The organism is Alteribacter aurantiacus DSM 18675, assembly GCF_000429705.1.
Lineage (GTDB): Bacteria > Bacillota > Bacilli > Bacillales > Salisediminibacteriaceae > Alteribacter > Alteribacter aurantiacus.
The window spans coordinates 964-19,269 of sequence record NZ_AUCJ01000013.1 but is presented as its reverse complement, the minus strand read 5'-3'; the positions used below and the strand labels follow the sequence as shown (position 1 = coordinate 19,269).

Genomic DNA, 18,306 nt, shown 5'->3' with positions numbered 1-18,306 from the left:
TCGTGCGACGAAGAATGGGAATTATGCATTATTCTTCCAAAGTAAAAAAGATTGCTGTTTTTAGAGGGGAAAGAGGACACTAACATAAACAAATGAAGGAGAAATACACTATAGAGGAGCTCTTATCAGGAGTGAAACCAATCAATCGTACAAAAAAAGTGAAGCGTATACAAAATAGTTCGACGAATCACGCTTCCTTCGTTGACGTCAAAAAAAGTCGTGTGCTATAATTCCAATATATAATGAAAATCATTCTCAACTAACTAATAATGATTCTAAATAAGCACGGATCACGAATTCACATACAGTTCAGACGTTCCCTAATGTGGGGACCGAGTGTTGGAATTGAGCGAACTGGAGGTACACATATGAGTTTCATTCAGCTAAAAGGAATAACGAAATTCTTTCCAAGTACATTAAAGCCAGCCGTTGACTCTCTTGATCTCTCGATTGAGAAAGGGGAAATCATTACCCTCCTCGGTCCAAGTGGTTGCGGGAAAACAACGACGCTACGTATGATCGCAGGGTTTGAGCAACCGTCCACGGGAGAGCTAGTCATTGACGATCAAGAAGTAGTCAACCACAGACAATCCCTTCCTCCAGAAAAAAGAGGAATTGGTATGGTGTTTCAGGACTATGCCCTGTTTCCACATATGAGTATTTTAAAAAACGTGATGTTTGGGTTAAATAGATGGAGTGTACGTGAGAAGAAAAAGCGAGCGAAAGAGGTATTGGAGCTCGTTGGTCTTGAGGAGTATGCCAATCGATATCCTACCGAACTTTCTGGAGGTCAGCAACAGCGTGTGGCGTTAGCTCGTGCTCTAGCACCTAAGCCTAACGTTGTGTTGATGGATGAGCCATTCAGTAACTTGGATGCGGGCCTTCGTGAAAAAATGCGCTTTGATGTAACGAACATTTTGCGTAAAGCGAACACAACAGCGATTATCGTCACACACGATCAAAAGGATGCCTTTGCCGTGTCCGACCGCGTTGTCGTCATGAATGAAGGAGTCATTCAACAGATTGCAGCGCCTAAAGAGATGTACCGTTGTCCGAAAAACTGTTTCGTTGCGCAATTCGTTGGAAAGACAAACCTTCTCACAGGAACGATGGACATGGAGAAGAAGTGTATTGATACTCATATCGGTAAAGTTGCCCTTCCGGAACAATGGAAAGAGCGACTGCAAAGCGATAGCGTGAAATTATCTATTCGTCCTGAAGGGTGCCGCCTTGCGAAAGAAGGGCAATATTGCGGAAAAGTCGAGCGTGTCACTTACGGTGGAGAATACCAAGAGTTATACGTCCGTCTCCAATCAGATGAATTGTCTGCAGAAGAGCCGATGATTCTTTATGCCCCTATTGAGCAAGATGTTGAAATTGGTGCGATCGTATCCTTTGATATTAAGCCGGAATTGGTTGCTCTTGTGGAGTAGCTAATGTATTTAGAAAAGCATTTACCCCTTTATTGTAACGATGAAGAGGGTAAGTGCTTTTTTAGGTTCTTAAATCTTTATAATATTTACTTGTTTATAATTATTATAAATAAAGAATGATTTGTCAAGGGGAAAGGTGACCGCATTCAAAAAGGTGCGATTTCAATGTGAAATCGCACCTTTTTTTAGTTAAGGATTAAAAGAATCTCGATAAGATTCCAATGACGACAAGGACACCGATAATGGCGAAGAGTATTTTTTGCGTGCGCCCTTTGTTTCTAGCTTTTTTTCCCCAGCGATCAGGGTCGAACCCAATCTCGTCATCGTCAAGACGCTCACGCCTTCGTGCGGCAGCTGCCCAAGGATTGAACGGTTGCACATTCTGAAGAATCAACGGACCAAGAGCAAGGCCGGCAATAAGGCCGAATACGTGGGCGTAGATGTTGATTTGTGGATTGAGAAACGTCATGATCAATCCAATAAACAAAATCGTAATCACAAGCTGGCCGTTAGACGAATCAATCAAGTCTTTTCGCTGTAAAACCATGTAGAGGTATAATCCGAACAACCCGTAAATGGCACCGGAAGCCCCTAAATGAGGTGGGTATTCGACACCACCAATCATAAGTGTGGCGATATTTGCAAGGATTCCTGTAAGTAAGTAAGCGACAATGAATTTGCTTTTTCCAAGCATCTGTTCAAGAGCCGGACCAAACAAAAAGAGTGAAAACGAATTAAAGAGCATGTGCATAGGGGACACGTGAAGAAAAATAGGTGTAACCAATCGCCAGTACTCTCCCATCATCACAAACAGGTTGTAACCAACCCCGCGAGTATAGATGAAGTTACCTCCTAGGGTAGGGAAGATGTTCATCCATAGGAACAAAAGAATATGAATGGCGATTAATCCCGTTACAATGGGGTAAGAACGAGTATAAGATTGAAAGCTTTCATTGCGAATAAACATGGCAATACTCCTTTAAAATGAAGTTCCGTTTCAATATGATTTCTCCTTATTTTATCATATGAACAGGTGCGGTGCCTTTATGAGGCTACTGGTGGTACACTAGAAAAAAACGTTGGAGGAAAAAGAATGATTAAAGGGATCGGGTTGGATGTCATTGAACTTGAGCGAATTGAATCGTTATATAAAAGAAAAAAGAGTTTTGCGGATCGGATATTGACTGGCGAAGAAAAAGAGGTCTTCCATATGCTTGACGGGAAGCGGCAGATTGAATTTTTAGCAGGGAGGTTTGCGGGAAAAGAGGCGTTGGCGAAAGCGTTCGGTTGTGGGATTGGAGAGCAATTTTCTTTTCAAGATGCGTCTATTTTAGCAGATGAAAGAGGAAAGCCTCACGTAAGGTTGCATCAAGGTATAGAGGGCACTGTACATATCTCGATTACACATACACAAACGATCGCGGCAGCTCAGGTGATATGGGAAGTGTAGCTTGTCATGGCTAGTCTGCATATTGTTGGGGACAGCCTCATATAGTGTTATTGCGGATGGGAGGGTACGCAAACATGTACGTGGTAACGGGTGATGAAATGCGCCAAATCGATGCATATGCCATGAATGAAGTTGGTCTGAGTGACGTGATGCTAATGGAAAATGCGGGTAACGCCGTTTTTTCAAGGCTAAAGGACATCCTATCGTTTAACAGTCGTATCATGGTTGTGGTAGGTTCCGGAAACAACGGTGGAGATGGTTTCGTTATCGGAAGAAGGCTTCTTGAAGCGGGGTTCAATGTGGATATGTGGGTTGTAGCACCTGAAGAGAAACTTCGAGGGGCAGCGAAAAAGCATGCACGAATCTTCTCTTTGTGCGGATATGACCTTTCCTTTTACGAAAAGAATACCCAGCTGTTTTATGAAAAGCTGGCTTCTTCTACTCACATTGTGGACTGCTTACTTGGAACCGGTGTGACCGGCGAGCTGAGAGCTCCTTATGACGAGGTGGTTCAAGGGGTCAATGATAGCCCGTGTGCCGTTATCTCGGTGGACATCCCAAGTGGCGTTCCTGCGGATGAAGGTGTTGAAGCTGACCTTTATATTCAGGCGGAACGAACGTTGATTTTGCAATCTCCGAAAGAGACGACATTCTTGTATCCCTATGCAGAAGCTTATGGAAAATGGGAGGTACTTGATATCGGGATTCCGTCCTGTTCGTTTAAGGAGACGATGATCAAACGGTTCGTATGGTCTGAAGAACAAGTGAGTCACACACTTCCGAAACGCAAAAAGAATGCTCACAAAGGGATGAACGGGAAAGGTCTTGTGATTGGTGGTTCCAAGAAGATGCCAGGAGCGCTGAGTCTCACTACACAAGCGGCTCTTAGAACAGGCATTGGCCTCTTAACGGTGGCTCTGCCTGAAGACATTCGATTACTAGTGACCCAGACTGCTACTGAAGCGACCTTGGTGAACATGCCATCACAAGACGGGGAGATTCCTTGGAGTGGACTTGAGGGACTTGACCTCACACCTTACGATAGCGTAGCCATCGGACCGGGAATGGGAAGAAGCCACCGGTATGATTTGTATGAACGATTTCAGAATTTTGACGGGGCAGTTGTCATGGATGCAGATGCCCTTTACCATCTATCAAAAGAGATAGACCATTGGAAGGGTGGGCGCAAAGGGTTAACCGTCATTTCTCCACATCCGGGGGAGATGGCATTGTTGACGAACACGCCCATACAAGAAGTAGAAGCCAATCGTTTTCAAATCGCCCGTACCTTCGCTAAAGACTATCAAATGATCGTTGTCTTAAAAGGAGCATATACAATCACAACTGCACCTGATGGGAGGCAATGGGTAAACCTTTCAGGGAACCCGGCTCTTGCAAAAGGGGGCAGTGGCGATGTGCTGACGGGAATGATCTTGGCATCTCTTCACCAGCACCAAGACCCGATCGAAGGCGTTCTGAATGCGGTGTACGTACACGGACATGCAGCAGACCAGCTTATTCAAAAGGCGGACGAGATGAGCGTTACGGCAACAGATGTGATTCATCAGTTGCAAACGGCATTCTTGTCACTCCGTTACCCTTAATACGTATCCCTCCTTTGTCGTCGAAATGACACAGAGGGGTTGAGTAAATGAAGAAGATCATGTCTCTTCTATTGTTGGCAGCACTTGCGATGGTGCTTGCTGCTTGTGGGGAAAAAAGTCAAGAAGATGTGATTGACGCGTTGGATAAAAACTTGGACGATCTCCAAGGATACAAAGCGACAGCTTCCATGACACTTCAGACAGGAAAGGAACCACAAACGTACGAAGTGGATGTGTGGTATCGCTATCCAACCTTCTACAGAGTGGCCCTTAGCAATGCTGAAAGCGATCAAAGCCAGATAATCTTAAGAAACGATGAAGGGGTCTTTGTATTGACTCCGGCTTTGAACAAGAGCTTCCGTTTCCAAAGCGACTGGCCTGAAAACAACAGTCAAGTCTATTTGTACGAATCCCTGGTCAATGATATCTTAATGGATCCGGAGCGCACGTTTACAGCAACGGACGATCATTACGTTTTCCAAACGAATACGAACTATACGAACAAAAACTTGAACCAACAGGAAATTATGCTTGATAAAAAGAGCCTTACACCGACGTCCGTCAGAATCATGGATGTGGACCTAAAAGTCCTCGTTGAAGTCAACTTCAGTGAGTTCGAACTGAACACGACGTTTGATGATGGAGACTTCGATATGGATCGCAACATGACAGGAGCTCAGCTGAATTCAGAAGTGCCAACGATGGGCGAAGAATCAGATGGGGAATCTGTTGTAACGGAAGAGGGGGATGAAGAAGCGGACGCAGAGATGTTCACGGTCTTTTTCCCAATGTACTCTCCACAAGGAACGGAATATAGCGAGTCGCGAGAGCTTGAAACGGAAAACGGACGACGTGTGATTCTGTCTTATGAAGGGGATCAGCCGTTTACGCTTGTGCAACAGAGAAGCCAAGCGGTAACAGCGAGTACACCAGTACAAATTACTGATGGCTCACCCGTTGATCTTGGCTTTACGATTGGAGCGATTTCAAGGGACGGGGAAACAACGAACGTGTCTTGGTCCTATCAAGGAACGGATTTCTTCCTTGCTTCTCAGCACTTGAGCGATGAAGAAATGATGAGTATCGCACGAAGCGTGTACGGAACGGAAGAGAAATAAAAATGTGGCCTTGGCGGCTGTGATGCTGCCGAGGTTTTTTTGTGGTGTAGTTTGAGGTGGGGGCGGCGTAGTGGGTTTTGGGCTAACTGGAACAATTCTGAAATAAGTGGAGCAACCTTTTGATAACTGGAAGGATTGAAAAATAAGTGGATCAATCTCCGAATAAGTGGATCAAACGAAGAATAAGTGGATCATCCGAACCTCGAAAAACACTTCTCCCCTCCTTCCAATCACTCCCTTCTGTTGACACACCTTTAAAACCAATTAAAATGGAATACAGTGAACGATGACGGAGAAAAGAGGTGCCGGTTTTGGGAGAATCACAGGAGTTTTACCGCGATACGTGGGCCGAAGTCAATTTGGACGCGATCGAACACAACGTAAAAGCAATTAAACAGAGCTTACCTAATGGCGTTACATACATGGCTGTAGTAAAAGCAAATGCCTATGGTCACGGGGCTGTAGAAGTAGCAAAAACAGCCCTTCAAGCAGGGGCATCATACTTAGGGGTAGCAATACTGGATGAAGCCTTGGCTCTTAGGCAGGCGGGAATTGAGGCTCCTATCTTGGTGTTAGGTTACACAAGGCCAAGCGATGTAGCTCTAGCTCAAAAGCATGCTCTCACACTTACGGTTTTTCAGGCTGATTGGGTAAAAGAGGCCGCACCTTATTTAAGTAAAGAAAAAACGAAGGTCAACCTTCATATCAAAGTCGACACGGGGATGGGGCGCCTCGGGCTTCGATCCACAGAAGACGGACAGCTTTTGTTAGATCAAGTCAAAGACCATTCTGAACTTTTTCATATTGAAGGGGTGTACACACACTTCGCCACGGCGGATGAGGTTGATCGTACGTATCTGGATGCTCAGCATGAACGGTTTACATCCTTTCTTAACTGGCTTAAGAGTTCCTTTGATTTTTTACCCGACTATATTCATACCGGCAACAGTGCGACAGCCCTTCGATACAAAGAGTATGCGTATACGCTGGTTCGGGTAGGCATATCTATGTACGGTCTTGTTCCTTCAGAGGAAGTGAAAGATCGCTTAGGCGTCTCATTGCAACAAGCCTTCTCTTTGCACAGCAGGATAACCCATGTGAAGCAGCTCCAAAAAGGAGACGGGGTGAGCTATGGTGCAACGTATCGTGCTTCCTCTGAAGAGTGGATCGCTACGATTCCGATCGGGTATGCAGATGGCTGGATCAGAGCGAATGCGAACGGTGGGGAAGTTCTGGTGAATGGTAAAAGAGCACCGATTATCGGAAGAGTATGTATGGATCAAATGATGGTGCTACTGGAAGGAGAGGTGCCAGTAGGAACGAAAGTGACCTTGATCGGCTCCCAAGGAACAGATACGATTTCAGTCGATGACGTTGCGAAGCGCCTAGGTACAATCAATTATGAAATTCCTTGTATGATTGGCTACCGAGTACCAAAAGCAACCTATAAAAAAGGGAAACGGATTCACCTCCAAAACGGAGTATTATAATCTTCTTACAACAATCTGGTTATTTATGACTAAACTTCTACAAATTTCACAAAATAAAAAGAGGAATAGTAATTGGGGCGGCGAATATCATTTATAGTGCTTGTTTTTCAATCGAGAGGGAACGACTGCGACTGTTGTTGATGGAAAAACCCGGTATGCGACAAACACGATTCTCTGTTAAATTACAAATGCCACTTTGCAAAGGCCGCTGGCTAGTGATATGATTGAATAGGACTAAAATCAGGGTGTTAGCTGCGTTGGAGGTGTTTTTTGTGTCTGAAGAGAACACAAAAAGAATAATGGTAAGTTTACCACAACATCTAGTGAATGAATTGGACGGATTACTGGAAGACAAAGAAGATGTAAATCGAAGCGAAATCATTCATCAGGCAACGAAGATGTACCTGCGTGAGAGAAAGAAAAGCAAGATTCGTGAAACCATGCAACAAGGGTACATGGAGATGGCAAAAATTAATCTTAACATTGCGACGGAAGCCTTTCTTGTTGAAGAGGAGGCCGAGCACACTTTAGATCGCTTAGTTAGTGGGGTGTAACGGTTGATTGTAAAACGCGGGGACGTTTATTTTGCGGACCTATCACCCGTCGTTGGTTCGGAGCAAGGAGGCGTTCGCCCGGTTTTAATCATTCAAAATGATATCGGCAACCGTTTCAGTCCTACCGTGATTGTCGCTGCAATCACCGCTCAGATTCAAAAAGCCAAGCTTCCTACTCATGTAGAGATTAATGCGAAGCGTTACGGCTTTGACAGGGACTCCGTAATATTATTGGAACAAATTAGAACGATTGATAAACAGCGTCTAACAGACAAGATTACTCATCTGGATGACGACATGATGTTAAAAGTGAATGATGCGTTGATGATCAGTCTTGGCCTAATCGACTTCTAGGTAGGAGATCATATGAGAAAAGTTGCTTTTTCAAAGAGGAAAGCAACTTTTTTTGTCGTATATTAAAATAGAGCACACATGATTGGTCGTGGACGGAAAGCATGTGCTTTTCGATTGAATCATCTTTGTACAAATCGGTCTCCTAAGTGATACGTGCCTTTTGCACAGAGTGCTGACTAATAGGCAAGCTCGAAGTTGAACATGGTTGTTTGGGAGTCCTCAAGAAATTTATTTTTTTGTAAAAATGACAGTTTATCTTTATTTTAAAAGGGAATTAACCGTGTTTTTTTATCATTAACACGTCCTTTGAAGGGCTTTGACATAAAGTAGTAGGTACGGAATCATTGCAATCCCTAGTAATCAGTGAAATAATGAATTTAACTATGATGCTTAAAATGGGGGAAAGTGTAAATGAATCACCAGATACGTGCTCTTATTCATGAATACCGGTCTACCATAACGGATGAATGGCTAAAGGAAGTAGAGAAGTTTCGCGGGGAGAATTACTTGCAAACCATCTCTGATACTGTCTACCAAAATACAAACCGAGAGTTCGTGGACATGCTTTTTCGAACGTTGGATCGTGAAGAAGAAGACGTAAAAGCCTCAATCAGTGAATACACTGATCGCCTCATTCAGTTAGGATGGCCGTTAAACTATATTACGAGAGGCCTTCAAGAGTTCCGCAAAGCAACAGTCGACACGTTGATTAAAAAAGAAGAAGGTCGCGCTCTTGAGTTTTACCAAGAGATTGAAGACTGGACAGACGAAATTGTAAATATCCTTGTAAGTCATTACTCGGGAACGTGGGAGAACACCTTCTTTTTACAAAAGATGGCCCTTAAAGAGCTATCTGCCCCACTTATCCCGGTTTTCAACAATATAAGTGTGATGCCGCTCATCGGAACGATTGATACGGAGCGGGCCAAACAAATCATGGAGAACTTACTCACCGGTGTAATTGAGCACCGTTCCCAAGTGGTTCTCATTGATATTACCGGTGTCCCGGTTGTGGATACGATGGTGGCCCACCACATTATTCAAGCATCAGAAGCGGTGCGCCTTGTTGGTGCAAAATGTATATTAGTAGGAATTCGTCCTGAAATAGCTCAAACCATTGTTAACTTGGGCATTGACTTAGGGAAGTTCCCAACGAAAAGCAGCTTGAAAAAAGGAATAGAAGCAGCATTAGAAATGACATCACGACAAATTGTAGAGATCGACGAGTAAGGAGGAACGCGTTTTGAGGATTCCGATTTTAAAACTTCATGATTATCTGTTGATTTCCGTGCAAGTGGATTTAGACGATCAGACCGCTCTTCAGTTTCAGGAAGATGTGTTAAATAAAATTCATCAAGAGGGCTCAAAGGGAGTCGTTATCGATCTGACTTCGGTTGATATGATTGACTCATTCATTGCCAAAGTCCTCGGGGACGTGGTGGACATGTCCAACCTTATGGGGGCCAAGGTCGTTTTAACGGGGATTCAACCCGCCGTTGCCATTACGTTAATTGATATGGGAATAGTATTAGATGAGGTGCCGACAGCTTTAGATCTTGAGCAGGGGTTAGAGAGACTCCAGCATGAATTGGAGGGGTGATGAATGCAAGTCCAAACCCATGTAGATATTCATAGTGAGTGGGGGATCGTGGCTGCTCGGCAAGCTGGTCGTAAATTAGCCCGAGAAATCGGGTTTGGATCTGTGGATCAGGCCAGAGTAACGACGGCGATTTCTGAACTTGCACGAAACATCTACCTATACGCAAATAAAGGACAAATTTATATTGAAGAAGCCACCTCTTCCGGAAAGCGCGGTATCCGAATCATTGCTACTGACGAAGGACCTGGTATTAAGGATATTCGTAAAGTAATGGAAGACGGATATACAACTTCTGGAGGATTAGGCGCTGGGTTACCCGGAGTCAAACGATTAATGGACGAGTTCAAGATTGACTCAGAACTCAACGAAGGCACAACAATTAGTGCAATTAAGTGGCTCCGTTAAGGAGGTTCTAAGACTTGGAAAAAACAAAGCTATCCATGTATCAATTATACAAAGACATGTTGAATACGTATCTAGACAGTAAAAGTGAACATGCTCTCTATGCAGCTCAGCAATTCAGTAAAGAGATGATGGAAAAAGACATGTCTCCTGAAGAAATGGTTAGCTTGCATATGTCGGTCTTTCAGGAAATGGTTCCTGAACTTCCTGAGGAAGTAGTCGATTCGTTTGACCTCTTGCTTGAGGTCATGATCGGTTATGGTCTTGCGTACCGAGAACATCAGAGTTTAAGAGATAGACAGAGACAGCTCGAGTCCGAGCTTAATGTTGCGGCACGGATGCAACAGGCTCTTCTACCTGAAGATGAAATCCATGCGCCAGACGTGGATCTTGGTGTGTTAAGTGTCCCTGCAGGAAAGATGAGCGGGGACTATTATCACTATATCCAAGACGACCACGGGTGCATCGGATTGGCGGTGGCAGATGTTATTGGGAAAGGTGTTCCGGCTGCCATGTGTATGTCCATGATCAAATATGCGATGGACAGTATACCTGAACAACGCCTACAACCGGCAGCTCTCCTTGAGAGTTTAAACCGCGTGGTGGAACGCAACATCGACAGCAACATGTTTATCACGATGGTCTACGGCTCTTATGATCCTCGTAGTCACCGCTTTTATTATGCAGGTGCAGGTCATGAGCCGGGTTTTTATTATTCCAAGAAAACCGATTCCTTTGAAGAATTGACCACTAAGGGTCTGGTCCTTGGTTTGTCCCAAAAGGTTTCCTATAAGGAATACGTTAAAAACGTAGAACCGGGAGACTTTTTTGTTCTGCTTTCAGATGGGGTCACAGAGTGTCGAACGGAAGATGGCTTCATTGAACGAGAGCAAATTACGGACATGATTCGAAAGCACATTGACCTGCCTGCGCAAGAAATTGTGAATCGAGTCTATCGTGAGCTTGAAAAGATGCAGGACTTCGAACTGAAAGACGACTTTACTCTACTGATCTTAAGAAGGAAGGTTTAGCCTGTATTTAGATCGGGTATATAGCAATAATATGATTATATTCGTATTCCAGGAGGGGTAGTTATGAATCTTCACATTGATATTAAAGAAAAAGCACAAGAGAGCCTCGTATCACTTAAAGGTGAAATTGATGTATATACTGTGCCGAAATTAAAAGAAGAGTTGATCCCTGTAACAGAAGAGCCGAATAAACACGTTATTGTGGACCTTTCAGGCGTTAACTATATAGATAGTACAGGACTAGGTGTCTTTATTGGCGCTTTAAAAGCAACAGATCAAAGCGGAAGCACGTTAAAAATCACAGGTGTAAATGACCGTGTCAGACGCCTGTTTACAATCACTGGTCTTGATGAAGTGATAGATATTGAAGTTAATGAAAGAGAGGAGGCGTAAAAGAGCATGTCTACTACGAAACCTGATTTCATTGAAATGAAGCTTCCGGCGAAACCGGAGTATGTTGGCGTTGTTCGACTAACCGTATCAGGAATTGCAAACCGACTTGGTTATTCCTACGATGATATAGAAGATATTAAAATTGCTGTAGCAGAAGCGTGTACAAATGTGGTCAATCATGCGTATAAAGAGGATGCATCCCATGAAGCGGCAATGACGATTGGCTGTGGCGTATACGAAGATCGTATTGAACTTATGGTTGCAGACAAAGGGAATAGCTTCGACGTGGATCAACTAAAACAAAACCTGGGTCCGGTAAATGCCGAGCAACCTGTCGAAGAACTTAAGGAAGGAGGGCTTGGCCTCTTCTTGATCGAAACCTTGATGGACAAAGTGGAGATTAGCGGCGATTCAGGGGTCATTATTGTGATGACCAAGTTCCTTCATAGAGATGGGGTGGAACGAAATGGCGACGGAATCTCAACATCGGCAACGCAATAATAAAGAGTACATCTACGAATGGATAGACGAATTTCAAAAGCATGGTGGAGAAGAAGTGCAAACCAAGCTTGTCATGGAATACGAAGGTCTTGTTCACTCCTTGGCACGTAAATTCTCCAAAGGGCAACGGCACGATGAAGATCTCATTCAAGTAGGGATGATCGGATTAATTGCAGCATTAAGGAGATTTGATCCTGCTTTTGCAAGAAGTTTTGAGTCCTTCGCCGTTCCAACAATCGTAGGTGAGATCAAGCGATTTATTCGGGATAAGACGTGGAGCGTTCATGTTCCGAGAAGGATCAAAGAGCTTGGTCCGAAGATCAAAGCAGCCGTTGAAGAGTTGACTGTCAACCTCCAACGTTCACCTCGTGTTGAAGAAATTGCAAACCACATTGGGGTAAGTGAAGAGGAAGTTCTGGAAACGATGGAAATGGGGAAAAGCTATCAAGCCTTATCGGTCGACCGCTCCATTGAAGCGGACGATGAGGGCAGTGCGGTCACCCTTCTCGATCTCGTGGGCTCAAATGAAGAAGGCTATGAAAAAACAGATCAGCAAATGCTTCTTCAAAAAGCGTTCCACGTTCTGACTGAGCGAGAGCGCCAAATCCTCCATTACACGTACTTCGAGAACATGAGTCAAAAAGAAACCGGTGAGCAACTGGGAATTTCACAGATGCATGTATCTCGTTTGCAAAGGAGAGCACTTCAGAAATTAAGAGAATCGATTCGTATCGAACCATCGGAGTGTCTATAAATGATCAAATACCACCAACTTGACGACATTGAAATTACATCTTATTATACCGCGAAGGAAGGTAATTGGTGTTCAGGAGATGCCTTCTATGTTTCGAAAGATGATGGCTATGTGATCTGCGCGATTGCAGATGGGCTTGGTAGTGGAGAAGAGGCCATGGAAGCTTCGTCGGCAGTCGTTAGGGTGATTGAGAAATGTAAAGAAGACCCTGTTGAAACCCTGATGGATAAATGCAATGAGGCATTATGGCATAAACGTGGCGCTGTTTTAACCATTATTAAGATTGATCAGGATGCTCAAGAGATTGTTTATAGTAACGTTGGAAACATCGGTTGTATCTTCTACCCTCCCACTGGGAAGCTGGTCCGGCCCATCCCCTCAAGGGGTTACATGTCGGGCAAGAAGCGTCAGTTTAAGGCTCAGCGCATCAGCTATGAAGATGGAATGAGTTTTATCCTTTACTCTGACGGGTTGAAGTTTGATCCGGTTTTTCATCATTACATGACCAAGCTACCATCCACGCAAAAGGCAATGGAACAAGTGGTTGGGGGGATGGTCGATTCCTCTGATGATACAACAATACTGATCGGTAAGGTGTCTCTAGGCTCGTAAAAGAGTAGGGGGCGCCTTTTTGTTTTTCTTTTTCGTAACGATGACTGTAAGTGGAGTGCGCCGCTCCGAAATGCATGGCGTGACTTCTATTCCAACCCAAGGTGAGCTTATCAAAGGGAAGCTTTGAAGCTAGCCCGTTTTTGGGGAACAAGACGAAGGTGTAGGGCTTCAATTGTATGAAGGCTGATGAGGCTATATGAAGTCAGGTGTTCTTAAACAAGGAGGCCTATCGCCGGTGGTATTTTACTTGGTAGTTCGCTAAAATAAAGACTAGAATAGGGACAGGAGGATGAACACATGGATTGGACTGATGAACAAAAAACGTTACTCACCCAAGTAACTGGCGCGGTCAAGCTTAAAGAGAGCCGTGTAAAGAACGTCATTGATTTATCTGAAGAGGGAAACACCGTTCCCTTCATTGCGAGGTACCGTAAAGAGTTAACAGGGGGCATGGATGAAGAGCAAATTCGTGCCATTCTTAAAGAGTGGGAATATGCAAACAGCCTTGCCAACCGTAAAAGTGAAGTGCTAAGGCTCATTGACGAGCAGCAAAAGCTTACACCAGAACTTAAAGCGAGTATTGAAGCTGCGGTTAAGCTTCAGGAGTTAGAGGACCTCTATCGTCCATATAAACAAAAACGGAGAACGAAAGCGACAGTGGCAAAAGAGAAAGGCCTTGAACCACTGGCTGAATGGCTCCTTTCGATCCCTACCACTGGAAACGTAATCGAAGAAGCAACGACATATGTTAATGAAGAAAAAGAAGTTGCCACGGTAGACGATGCTCTTCAAGGGGCGCGTGATATTATCAGTGAGGTGGTTTCTGATGATCCTGACGTCCGCAAAAGGGCCCGTGAGCTAACGAGTGCCGAAGGTTGGTTTGTTTCTCAAGTGAAGGATGAAGCCGCTGATGAAAAGGGCATCTATGAGATGTATTATACATACGAAGAAGCGGTTAAGAAGATTGTTCCTCACCGAGTACTTGCCATGAACCGTGGAGAAAAAGAAAAGATCCTTAAAGTAGGGATACGCCCACCAAAAGATCGGATCCTTTCTTTCATTGAAAAGCAGTATATTACAAAGGCTGGCGTTTCGGAAGACCAGTTAAAAGAAGCGATCGAAGACGGGTACAAACGATTGATCGAACCGTCTGTGGAACGAGAAATACGAAAAGAAGCCACGGAGGTTGCTGAAAAGCAGGCAATCCATATTTTCTCTGAAAACTTAAGAAACCTCCTATTGCAACAGCCATTAAAAGATAAAATTGTCCTCGCCGTCGACCCGGCCTATCGAACAGGATGTAAGTTGGCGGTAGTAGATGGGACGGGTAAAGTTCTGGATATTACCGTTATCTATCCAACACCACCGAGGAATGAAGTGGACAAATCTCGAGAGGTAGTAAAAAAACTGATCGCCAAGCACGGTGTAAGTGTTGTGGCTGTCGGAAACGGAACAGCTTCTCGTGAAACAGAACAATTCGTAGCCGATACGATCAAAGAGGTAAAAGAAGAAGTGTTTTACGTGATTGTTAATGAAGCGGGGGCGAGTGTGTATTCCGCCTCAAAGCTAGGGAAAGAAGAATTCCCTGATCTTCAAGTAGAAGAAAGAAGTGCTATATCCATCGGAAGGCGTTTGCAAGATCCGTTAGCGGAGCTTGTGAAAATCGATCCTAAATCCGTAGGTGTTGGCCAATACCAGCACGACGTTTCTCAATCTCAACTTAACGACTCCCTTTCTTTTGTTGTAGAAACCGTCGTAAATAAAGTGGGTGTAAACGTCAATACGGCCTCTGTTTCATTATTGCAATATGTTTCAGGACTGTCCAAATCCGTTGCGACCAATATTGTAAAAAGAAGAGAAGAAGAAGGGCGTTATACTAGCCGTACAGAACTGAAGAAAGTACCGCGATTAGGTGCGAAAACCTATGAACAAGCCATTGGATTCATGAGAATCTCAGGCGGGAAGCAACCGCTTGATCAAACAAGTATTCATCCAGAGAGTTACGCTGTAACAAAAGAGATCATGGCGAAGCTTGGTGTTGGACCTAAAGACTTGGGAACCCCGGCAGCCGTTGAGAAGTTAAAAGGAGTCAATGCTCGTGAGCTTGCGGAAGCTCTTGGGGCAGGCGAACCGACGGTGAAGGATATTCTTGATGCTCTTGTGAAACCGGGAAGGGATCCGCGTGATGACGTTCCACCTCCAGTACTCAAGCAAGACGTCTTGTCTATGGAAGATTTGGAGAAGGGGATGGAGTTAAAGGGGACGGTTCGTAACGTAGTTGATTTCGGAGCTTTTGTTGACATCGGCGTAAAACAAGATGGGCTCGTTCACATTTCCAAACTTACAAATCGTTTCGTGAAGCATCCGATGGAGGTTGTTTCTGTGGGGGATGTTGTAACCGTGTGGGTAGGCGATGTGGACACACAAAAAGGTCGCATCTCTTTAACGATGCTCCAACCGGAAAAACAAACGACGTAATTCACTATCCTTCATATAGAAGAAAGTAAACCCGTTGCCACGAAGCAGCGGGTTCTTTTATCTCTTTATAAGGTAGGAGATGGCGACAGATTATGTGGTAGGGCTGGGGCTAGAGATTTGGTTTTGATTGGGTAGATTGAGTGTCTTAGATCGGGGTCTGTCCCCGCACAATATTGTGTAAATTGCTTTTAAAAGAAGGAGAGTAAAGAAAGGTTCAATAAATCAGGCCTCCTGATCGCTGTTTTTGTAATAAAACCAACACTGATTTAAAACCTTAATCCTTCGTCTGTCCTTTTTGTAATAGGCTTCTTTTAGTTGTTTTTTTAGCCACGCGGGCATAAAAGGTCCTCCTTTACATGGAGATGAGCCTGATATCGTGGGACGGTTTCGTAGTATTACATACTATATGCGCAGGTGGTTGTCTGTGTTATTGTAATAAAGTAATCTTGTCCTATATGAGGTAGGGGAGGGGTCTCTTATGAACAATGAAGAGTTGCAAATTCTTGTGGAGCGTGTATCTCTAAAACATTTTGGCAAAGCTTTTAAACATAAAGCCACATTCAACGCTCGTTTGCGTACGACGGGCGGACGCTATATGCTCCAATCCCACAATATTGAAATGAACCCGAAGCAACTTGAGCTTTTCGGGGAAGGGGAGTTTATGAAGATTATTAAGCACGAGTTATGTCATTACCACTTGCACCTAGAGGGGAAGGGGTATCAACATAAGGATGCTGATTTCAAGACACTTCTTCGGAAGGTAGGGGGATCGAGGTACTGTAATGTAGTCCCGGGAATGCGAAGAGAAATCAAGACTGTACATCTATATAGATGTACAAAGTGTGGTTTGGAATACAAAAGGAAGCGTCTTATTAATGTGAAGAGATTTGTTTGTGGGCGTTGTAAAGGTAAGCTTGAGAAAATAAAAACAATTTCTTAATAAAATATTGACGGTGATTTTTAACTGTGGTACATTATAAAAGTCGCTGAAACGGACAAGCGGCACACAACGACTTCTTAAAAAATAACAAATAAGTTATTGACGAAGAGAGGTTGGCTGTGCTAAGATATAAAACGTCGCGCTAACGACGTCAAACATTATTCCACAGTAGCTCAGTGGTAGAGCAATCGGCTGTTAACCGATCGGTCGTAGGTTCGAGTCCTACCTGTGGAGCCATACGGAGAAGTACTCAAGTGGCTGAAGAGGCGCCCCTGCTAAGGGTGTAGGTCGCGCAAGCGGCGCGAGGGTTCAAATCCCTCCTTCTCCGCCAGTTTCATTTTAAACTGGCCCGTTGGTCAAGTGGTTAAGACACCGCCCTTTCACGGCGGTAACACGGGTTCGAATCCCGTACGGGTCACCATTTACAAAGTTTACAAGACACGTAAAACTTTATAGCGGAGGATTAGCTCAGTTGGGAGAGCACCTGCCTTACAAGCAGGGGGTCGGCGGTTCGAGCCCGTCATCCTCCACCATTTAATCACAAATGATGGTCCCGTGGTGTAGCGGTTAACATGCCTGCCTGTCACGCAGGAGATCGCCGGTTCGATCCCGGTCGGGACCGCCATTTTTTGTGCGGGTGTGGCGGAATTGGCAGACGCGCTAGACTTAGGATCTAGTGCCTTCGGGCGTGGGGGTTCGACTCCCTTCACCCGCACCATTTATTTAGCGGTCGTGGCGGAATGGCAGACGCGCTAGGTTGAGGGCCTAGTGGGGGAGACCCCGTGGAGGTTCGACTCCTCTCGACCGCACCATACATATTTGTTGCAAATGTAACGAATGACATAAACGCCTATATAACTAGGCGCCCGTAGCTCAATTGGATAGAGCGTCTGACTACGGATCAGAAGGTTAGGGGTTCGACTCCTCTCGGGCGCGCCATTATTTTTATACGGGAAGTAGCTCAGCTTGGCAGAGCACTTGGTTTGGGACCAAGGGGTCGCAGGTTCAAATCCTGTCTTCCCGACCATTTAATTTAAAATGTATGCGGGTGTAGTTTAGTGGTAAAACCTCAGCCTTCCAAGCTGATGATGTGGGTTCGATTCCCATCACCCGCTCCAAAAAAACTTTTAAAAAACCTCTTGCAATTCCTTGCCGGAAACGGTATGATTGAAAAGTTGCTTGAGGGCCTGTAGCTCAGCTGGTTAGAGCGCACGCCTGATAAGCGTGAGGTCGGTGGTTCGAGTCCACTCAGGCCCACCATTTAATTTTGACCTTTGAAAACTAAACAAAAAGCCAAGCGAAACGTGGGATAATGACACATTATCCCGTCAATAAAGCAAGACATGATGTCAGAGACATCAAACTTTCTATGGAGAGTTTGATCCTGGCTCAGGACGAACGCTGGCGGCGTGCCTAATACATGCAAGTCGAGCGGACTGATGGGGAGCTTGCTCCCCTGACGTCAGCGGCGGACGGGTGAGTAACACGTGGGCAACCTGCCTCACAGATTGGGATAACTCCGGGAAACCGGGGCTAATACCGAATAATCAAAGGAACCGCATGGTTCCATTGTAAAAGTTGGGTTTTACCTA

Annotated in this window: 19 protein-coding genes, 11 tRNA genes and 1 other annotated feature (1 of these 31 only partly in view); of the genes, 28 read left to right on the top strand and 2 right to left on the bottom strand. The window is 44.7% G+C overall.

All coding sequences use genetic code 11. From position 1 onward, the window contains the following. Positions 1–368 precede the first annotated feature (368 nt). A complete protein-coding gene (locus tag G476_RS0102760; RefSeq protein WP_026688738.1) occupies positions 369–1,433 on the top strand; it encodes an ABC transporter ATP-binding protein in 1,065 nt (354 codons plus the stop codon). A 196-nt stretch (positions 1,434–1,629) separates the two neighbouring features. Here G476_RS0102760 and G476_RS0102755 read toward each other — a convergent pair whose 3' ends face one another. Continuing rightward, positions 1,630–2,400, bottom strand: coding sequence for a rhomboid family intramembrane serine protease (locus G476_RS0102755; RefSeq protein WP_026688737.1), 771 nt, complete (start codon positions 2,398–2,400; stop codon positions 1,630–1,632). A gap of 126 nt (positions 2,401–2,526) precedes the next feature. On the opposite strand from G476_RS0102755, the gene acpS reads away from it, so the two are divergent. The 15 genes from acpS (at position 2,527) to G476_RS0102675 (ending at position 15,774) form a co-directional block, all read left to right on the top strand. Beyond that, the gene (acpS, locus tag G476_RS0102750) at positions 2,527–2,883 is read left to right on the top strand and encodes a holo-ACP synthase (RefSeq protein ID WP_026688736.1); all 357 of its coding nucleotides are present in this window, start codon (positions 2,527–2,529) and stop codon (positions 2,881–2,883) included. Between the two features lie 74 nt (positions 2,884–2,957). Then, on the top strand, positions 2,958–4,487 hold the full coding sequence (locus G476_RS0102745) for a bifunctional ADP-dependent NAD(P)H-hydrate dehydratase/NAD(P)H-hydrate epimerase (RefSeq protein WP_026688735.1): 1,530 nt from the start codon (positions 2,958–2,960) through the stop codon (positions 4,485–4,487). Between the two features lie 47 nt (positions 4,488–4,534). Continuing rightward, positions 4,535–5,605: a LolA family protein gene (locus G476_RS0102740; protein WP_026688734.1), complete on the top strand. Its 1,071-nt coding sequence runs from the start codon at positions 4,535–4,537 to the stop codon at positions 5,603–5,605. A gap of 311 nt (positions 5,606–5,916) precedes the next feature. Continuing rightward, positions 5,917–7,095, top strand: coding sequence for an alanine racemase (gene alr, locus G476_RS0102735; protein ID WP_035186021.1), 1,179 nt, complete (start codon positions 5,917–5,919; stop codon positions 7,093–7,095). A 272-nt stretch (positions 7,096–7,367) separates the two neighbouring features. Further along, on the top strand, positions 7,368–7,649 hold the full coding sequence (locus G476_RS0102730; RefSeq protein WP_026688732.1) for a CopG family ribbon-helix-helix protein: 282 nt from the start codon (positions 7,368–7,370) through the stop codon (positions 7,647–7,649). Positions 7,650–7,652: 3 nt separating this feature from the next. Next, positions 7,653–8,003, top strand: a complete 351-nt coding sequence (locus G476_RS0102725) for a type II toxin-antitoxin system PemK/MazF family toxin (RefSeq protein ID WP_026688731.1) — start codon at positions 7,653–7,655, stop codon at positions 8,001–8,003. A gap of 411 nt (positions 8,004–8,414) precedes the next feature. Continuing rightward, positions 8,415–9,233 (top strand): RsbT co-antagonist protein RsbRA, encoded by an 819-nt coding sequence (locus tag G476_RS0102720; protein ID WP_026688730.1) that lies wholly within the window; start codon positions 8,415–8,417, stop codon positions 9,231–9,233. A 13-nt stretch (positions 9,234–9,246) separates the two neighbouring features. Then, positions 9,247–9,603, top strand: a complete 357-nt coding sequence (locus tag G476_RS0102715) for an STAS domain-containing protein (protein WP_026688729.1) — start codon at positions 9,247–9,249, stop codon at positions 9,601–9,603. A gap of 3 nt (positions 9,604–9,606) precedes the next feature. Further along, the gene (locus tag G476_RS0102710; protein WP_026688728.1) at positions 9,607–10,008 is read left to right on the top strand and encodes an anti-sigma regulatory factor; all 402 of its coding nucleotides are present in this window, start codon (positions 9,607–9,609) and stop codon (positions 10,006–10,008) included. 14 nt (positions 10,009–10,022) lie between these two features. After that, the gene (locus G476_RS0102705; protein ID WP_026688727.1) at positions 10,023–11,036 is read left to right on the top strand and encodes a PP2C family protein-serine/threonine phosphatase; all 1,014 of its coding nucleotides are present in this window, start codon (positions 10,023–10,025) and stop codon (positions 11,034–11,036) included. A gap of 63 nt (positions 11,037–11,099) precedes the next feature. Beyond that, complete coding sequence (locus G476_RS0102700; protein WP_026688726.1) at positions 11,100–11,429, top strand: STAS domain-containing protein; 330 nt, start codon at positions 11,100–11,102, stop codon at positions 11,427–11,429. A 6-nt stretch (positions 11,430–11,435) separates the two neighbouring features. Then, on the top strand, positions 11,436–11,930 hold the full coding sequence (rsbW, locus tag G476_RS0102695) for an anti-sigma B factor RsbW (RefSeq protein ID WP_026688725.1): 495 nt from the start codon (positions 11,436–11,438) through the stop codon (positions 11,928–11,930). Beyond that, on the top strand, positions 11,896–12,684 hold the full coding sequence (gene sigB, locus G476_RS0102690; RefSeq protein ID WP_026688724.1) for an RNA polymerase sigma factor SigB: 789 nt from the start codon (positions 11,896–11,898) through the stop codon (positions 12,682–12,684). The genes rsbW and sigB overlap by 35 nt, the downstream gene beginning before the upstream one ends. Continuing rightward, positions 12,685–13,296, top strand: coding sequence for a SpoIIE family protein phosphatase (locus G476_RS0102685; RefSeq protein ID WP_026688723.1), 612 nt, complete (start codon positions 12,685–12,687; stop codon positions 13,294–13,296). Between the two features lie 297 nt (positions 13,297–13,593). Continuing rightward, positions 13,594–15,774 carry a Tex family protein gene (locus tag G476_RS0102675; RefSeq protein WP_026688722.1) on the top strand — a complete coding sequence of 727 codons (2,181 nt, stop codon included), beginning with the start codon at positions 13,594–13,596 and terminating at the stop codon, positions 15,772–15,774. A gap of 222 nt (positions 15,775–15,996) precedes the next feature. On the opposite strand, the gene cmpA is transcribed toward G476_RS0102675, so the two are convergent. Continuing rightward, entirely contained in the window at positions 15,997–16,113 is a 117-nt protein-coding gene (gene cmpA, locus G476_RS23460; protein ID WP_156906505.1) for a cortex morphogenetic protein CmpA, read from the bottom strand. 139 nt (positions 16,114–16,252) lie between these two features. Here cmpA and G476_RS0102665 point away from each other — a divergent pair, with 139 nt between their 5' ends. The 12 genes from G476_RS0102665 to G476_RS0102605 all read left to right on the top strand — a co-directional run bounded on the left by G476_RS0102665 (position 16,253) and on the right by G476_RS0102605 (position 17,974). Continuing rightward, positions 16,253–16,714 (top strand): SprT family protein, encoded by a 462-nt coding sequence (locus tag G476_RS0102665; protein WP_026688721.1) that lies wholly within the window; start codon positions 16,253–16,255, stop codon positions 16,712–16,714. 162 nt (positions 16,715–16,876) lie between these two features. Beyond that, positions 16,877–16,951, top strand: a tRNA-Asn gene (locus G476_RS0102660). Between the two features lie 3 nt (positions 16,952–16,954). Continuing rightward, positions 16,955–17,045, top strand: a tRNA-Ser gene (locus tag G476_RS0102655). 15 nt (positions 17,046–17,060) lie between these two features. Next, a tRNA-Glu gene (locus G476_RS0102650) sits at positions 17,061–17,135 on the top strand. A 36-nt stretch (positions 17,136–17,171) separates the two neighbouring features. Then, positions 17,172–17,247: transfer RNA gene (locus tag G476_RS0102645), tRNA-Val, on the top strand. Between the two features lie 16 nt (positions 17,248–17,263). Next, positions 17,264–17,339: transfer RNA gene (locus G476_RS0102640), tRNA-Asp, on the top strand. Between the two features lie 8 nt (positions 17,340–17,347). Beyond that, a tRNA-Leu gene (locus tag G476_RS0102635) sits at positions 17,348–17,432 on the top strand. Positions 17,433–17,440: 8 nt separating this feature from the next. Next, a tRNA-Leu gene (locus G476_RS0102630) sits at positions 17,441–17,526 on the top strand. A 50-nt stretch (positions 17,527–17,576) separates the two neighbouring features. Then, positions 17,577–17,653 (top strand) — tRNA-Arg (locus G476_RS0102625). Positions 17,654–17,664: 11 nt separating this feature from the next. Beyond that, positions 17,665–17,741: transfer RNA gene (locus tag G476_RS0102620), tRNA-Pro, on the top strand. Positions 17,742–17,758: 17 nt separating this feature from the next. Continuing rightward, positions 17,759–17,832: transfer RNA gene (locus G476_RS0102615), tRNA-Gly, on the top strand. A 65-nt stretch (positions 17,833–17,897) separates the two neighbouring features. Next, a tRNA-Ile gene (locus G476_RS0102605) sits at positions 17,898–17,974 on the top strand. Positions 17,975–18,126: 152 nt separating this feature from the next. Then, positions 18,127–18,306 (top strand) — a sequence feature (most likely nonfunctional fraction of RNA operon); it runs 159 nt beyond the window's last position.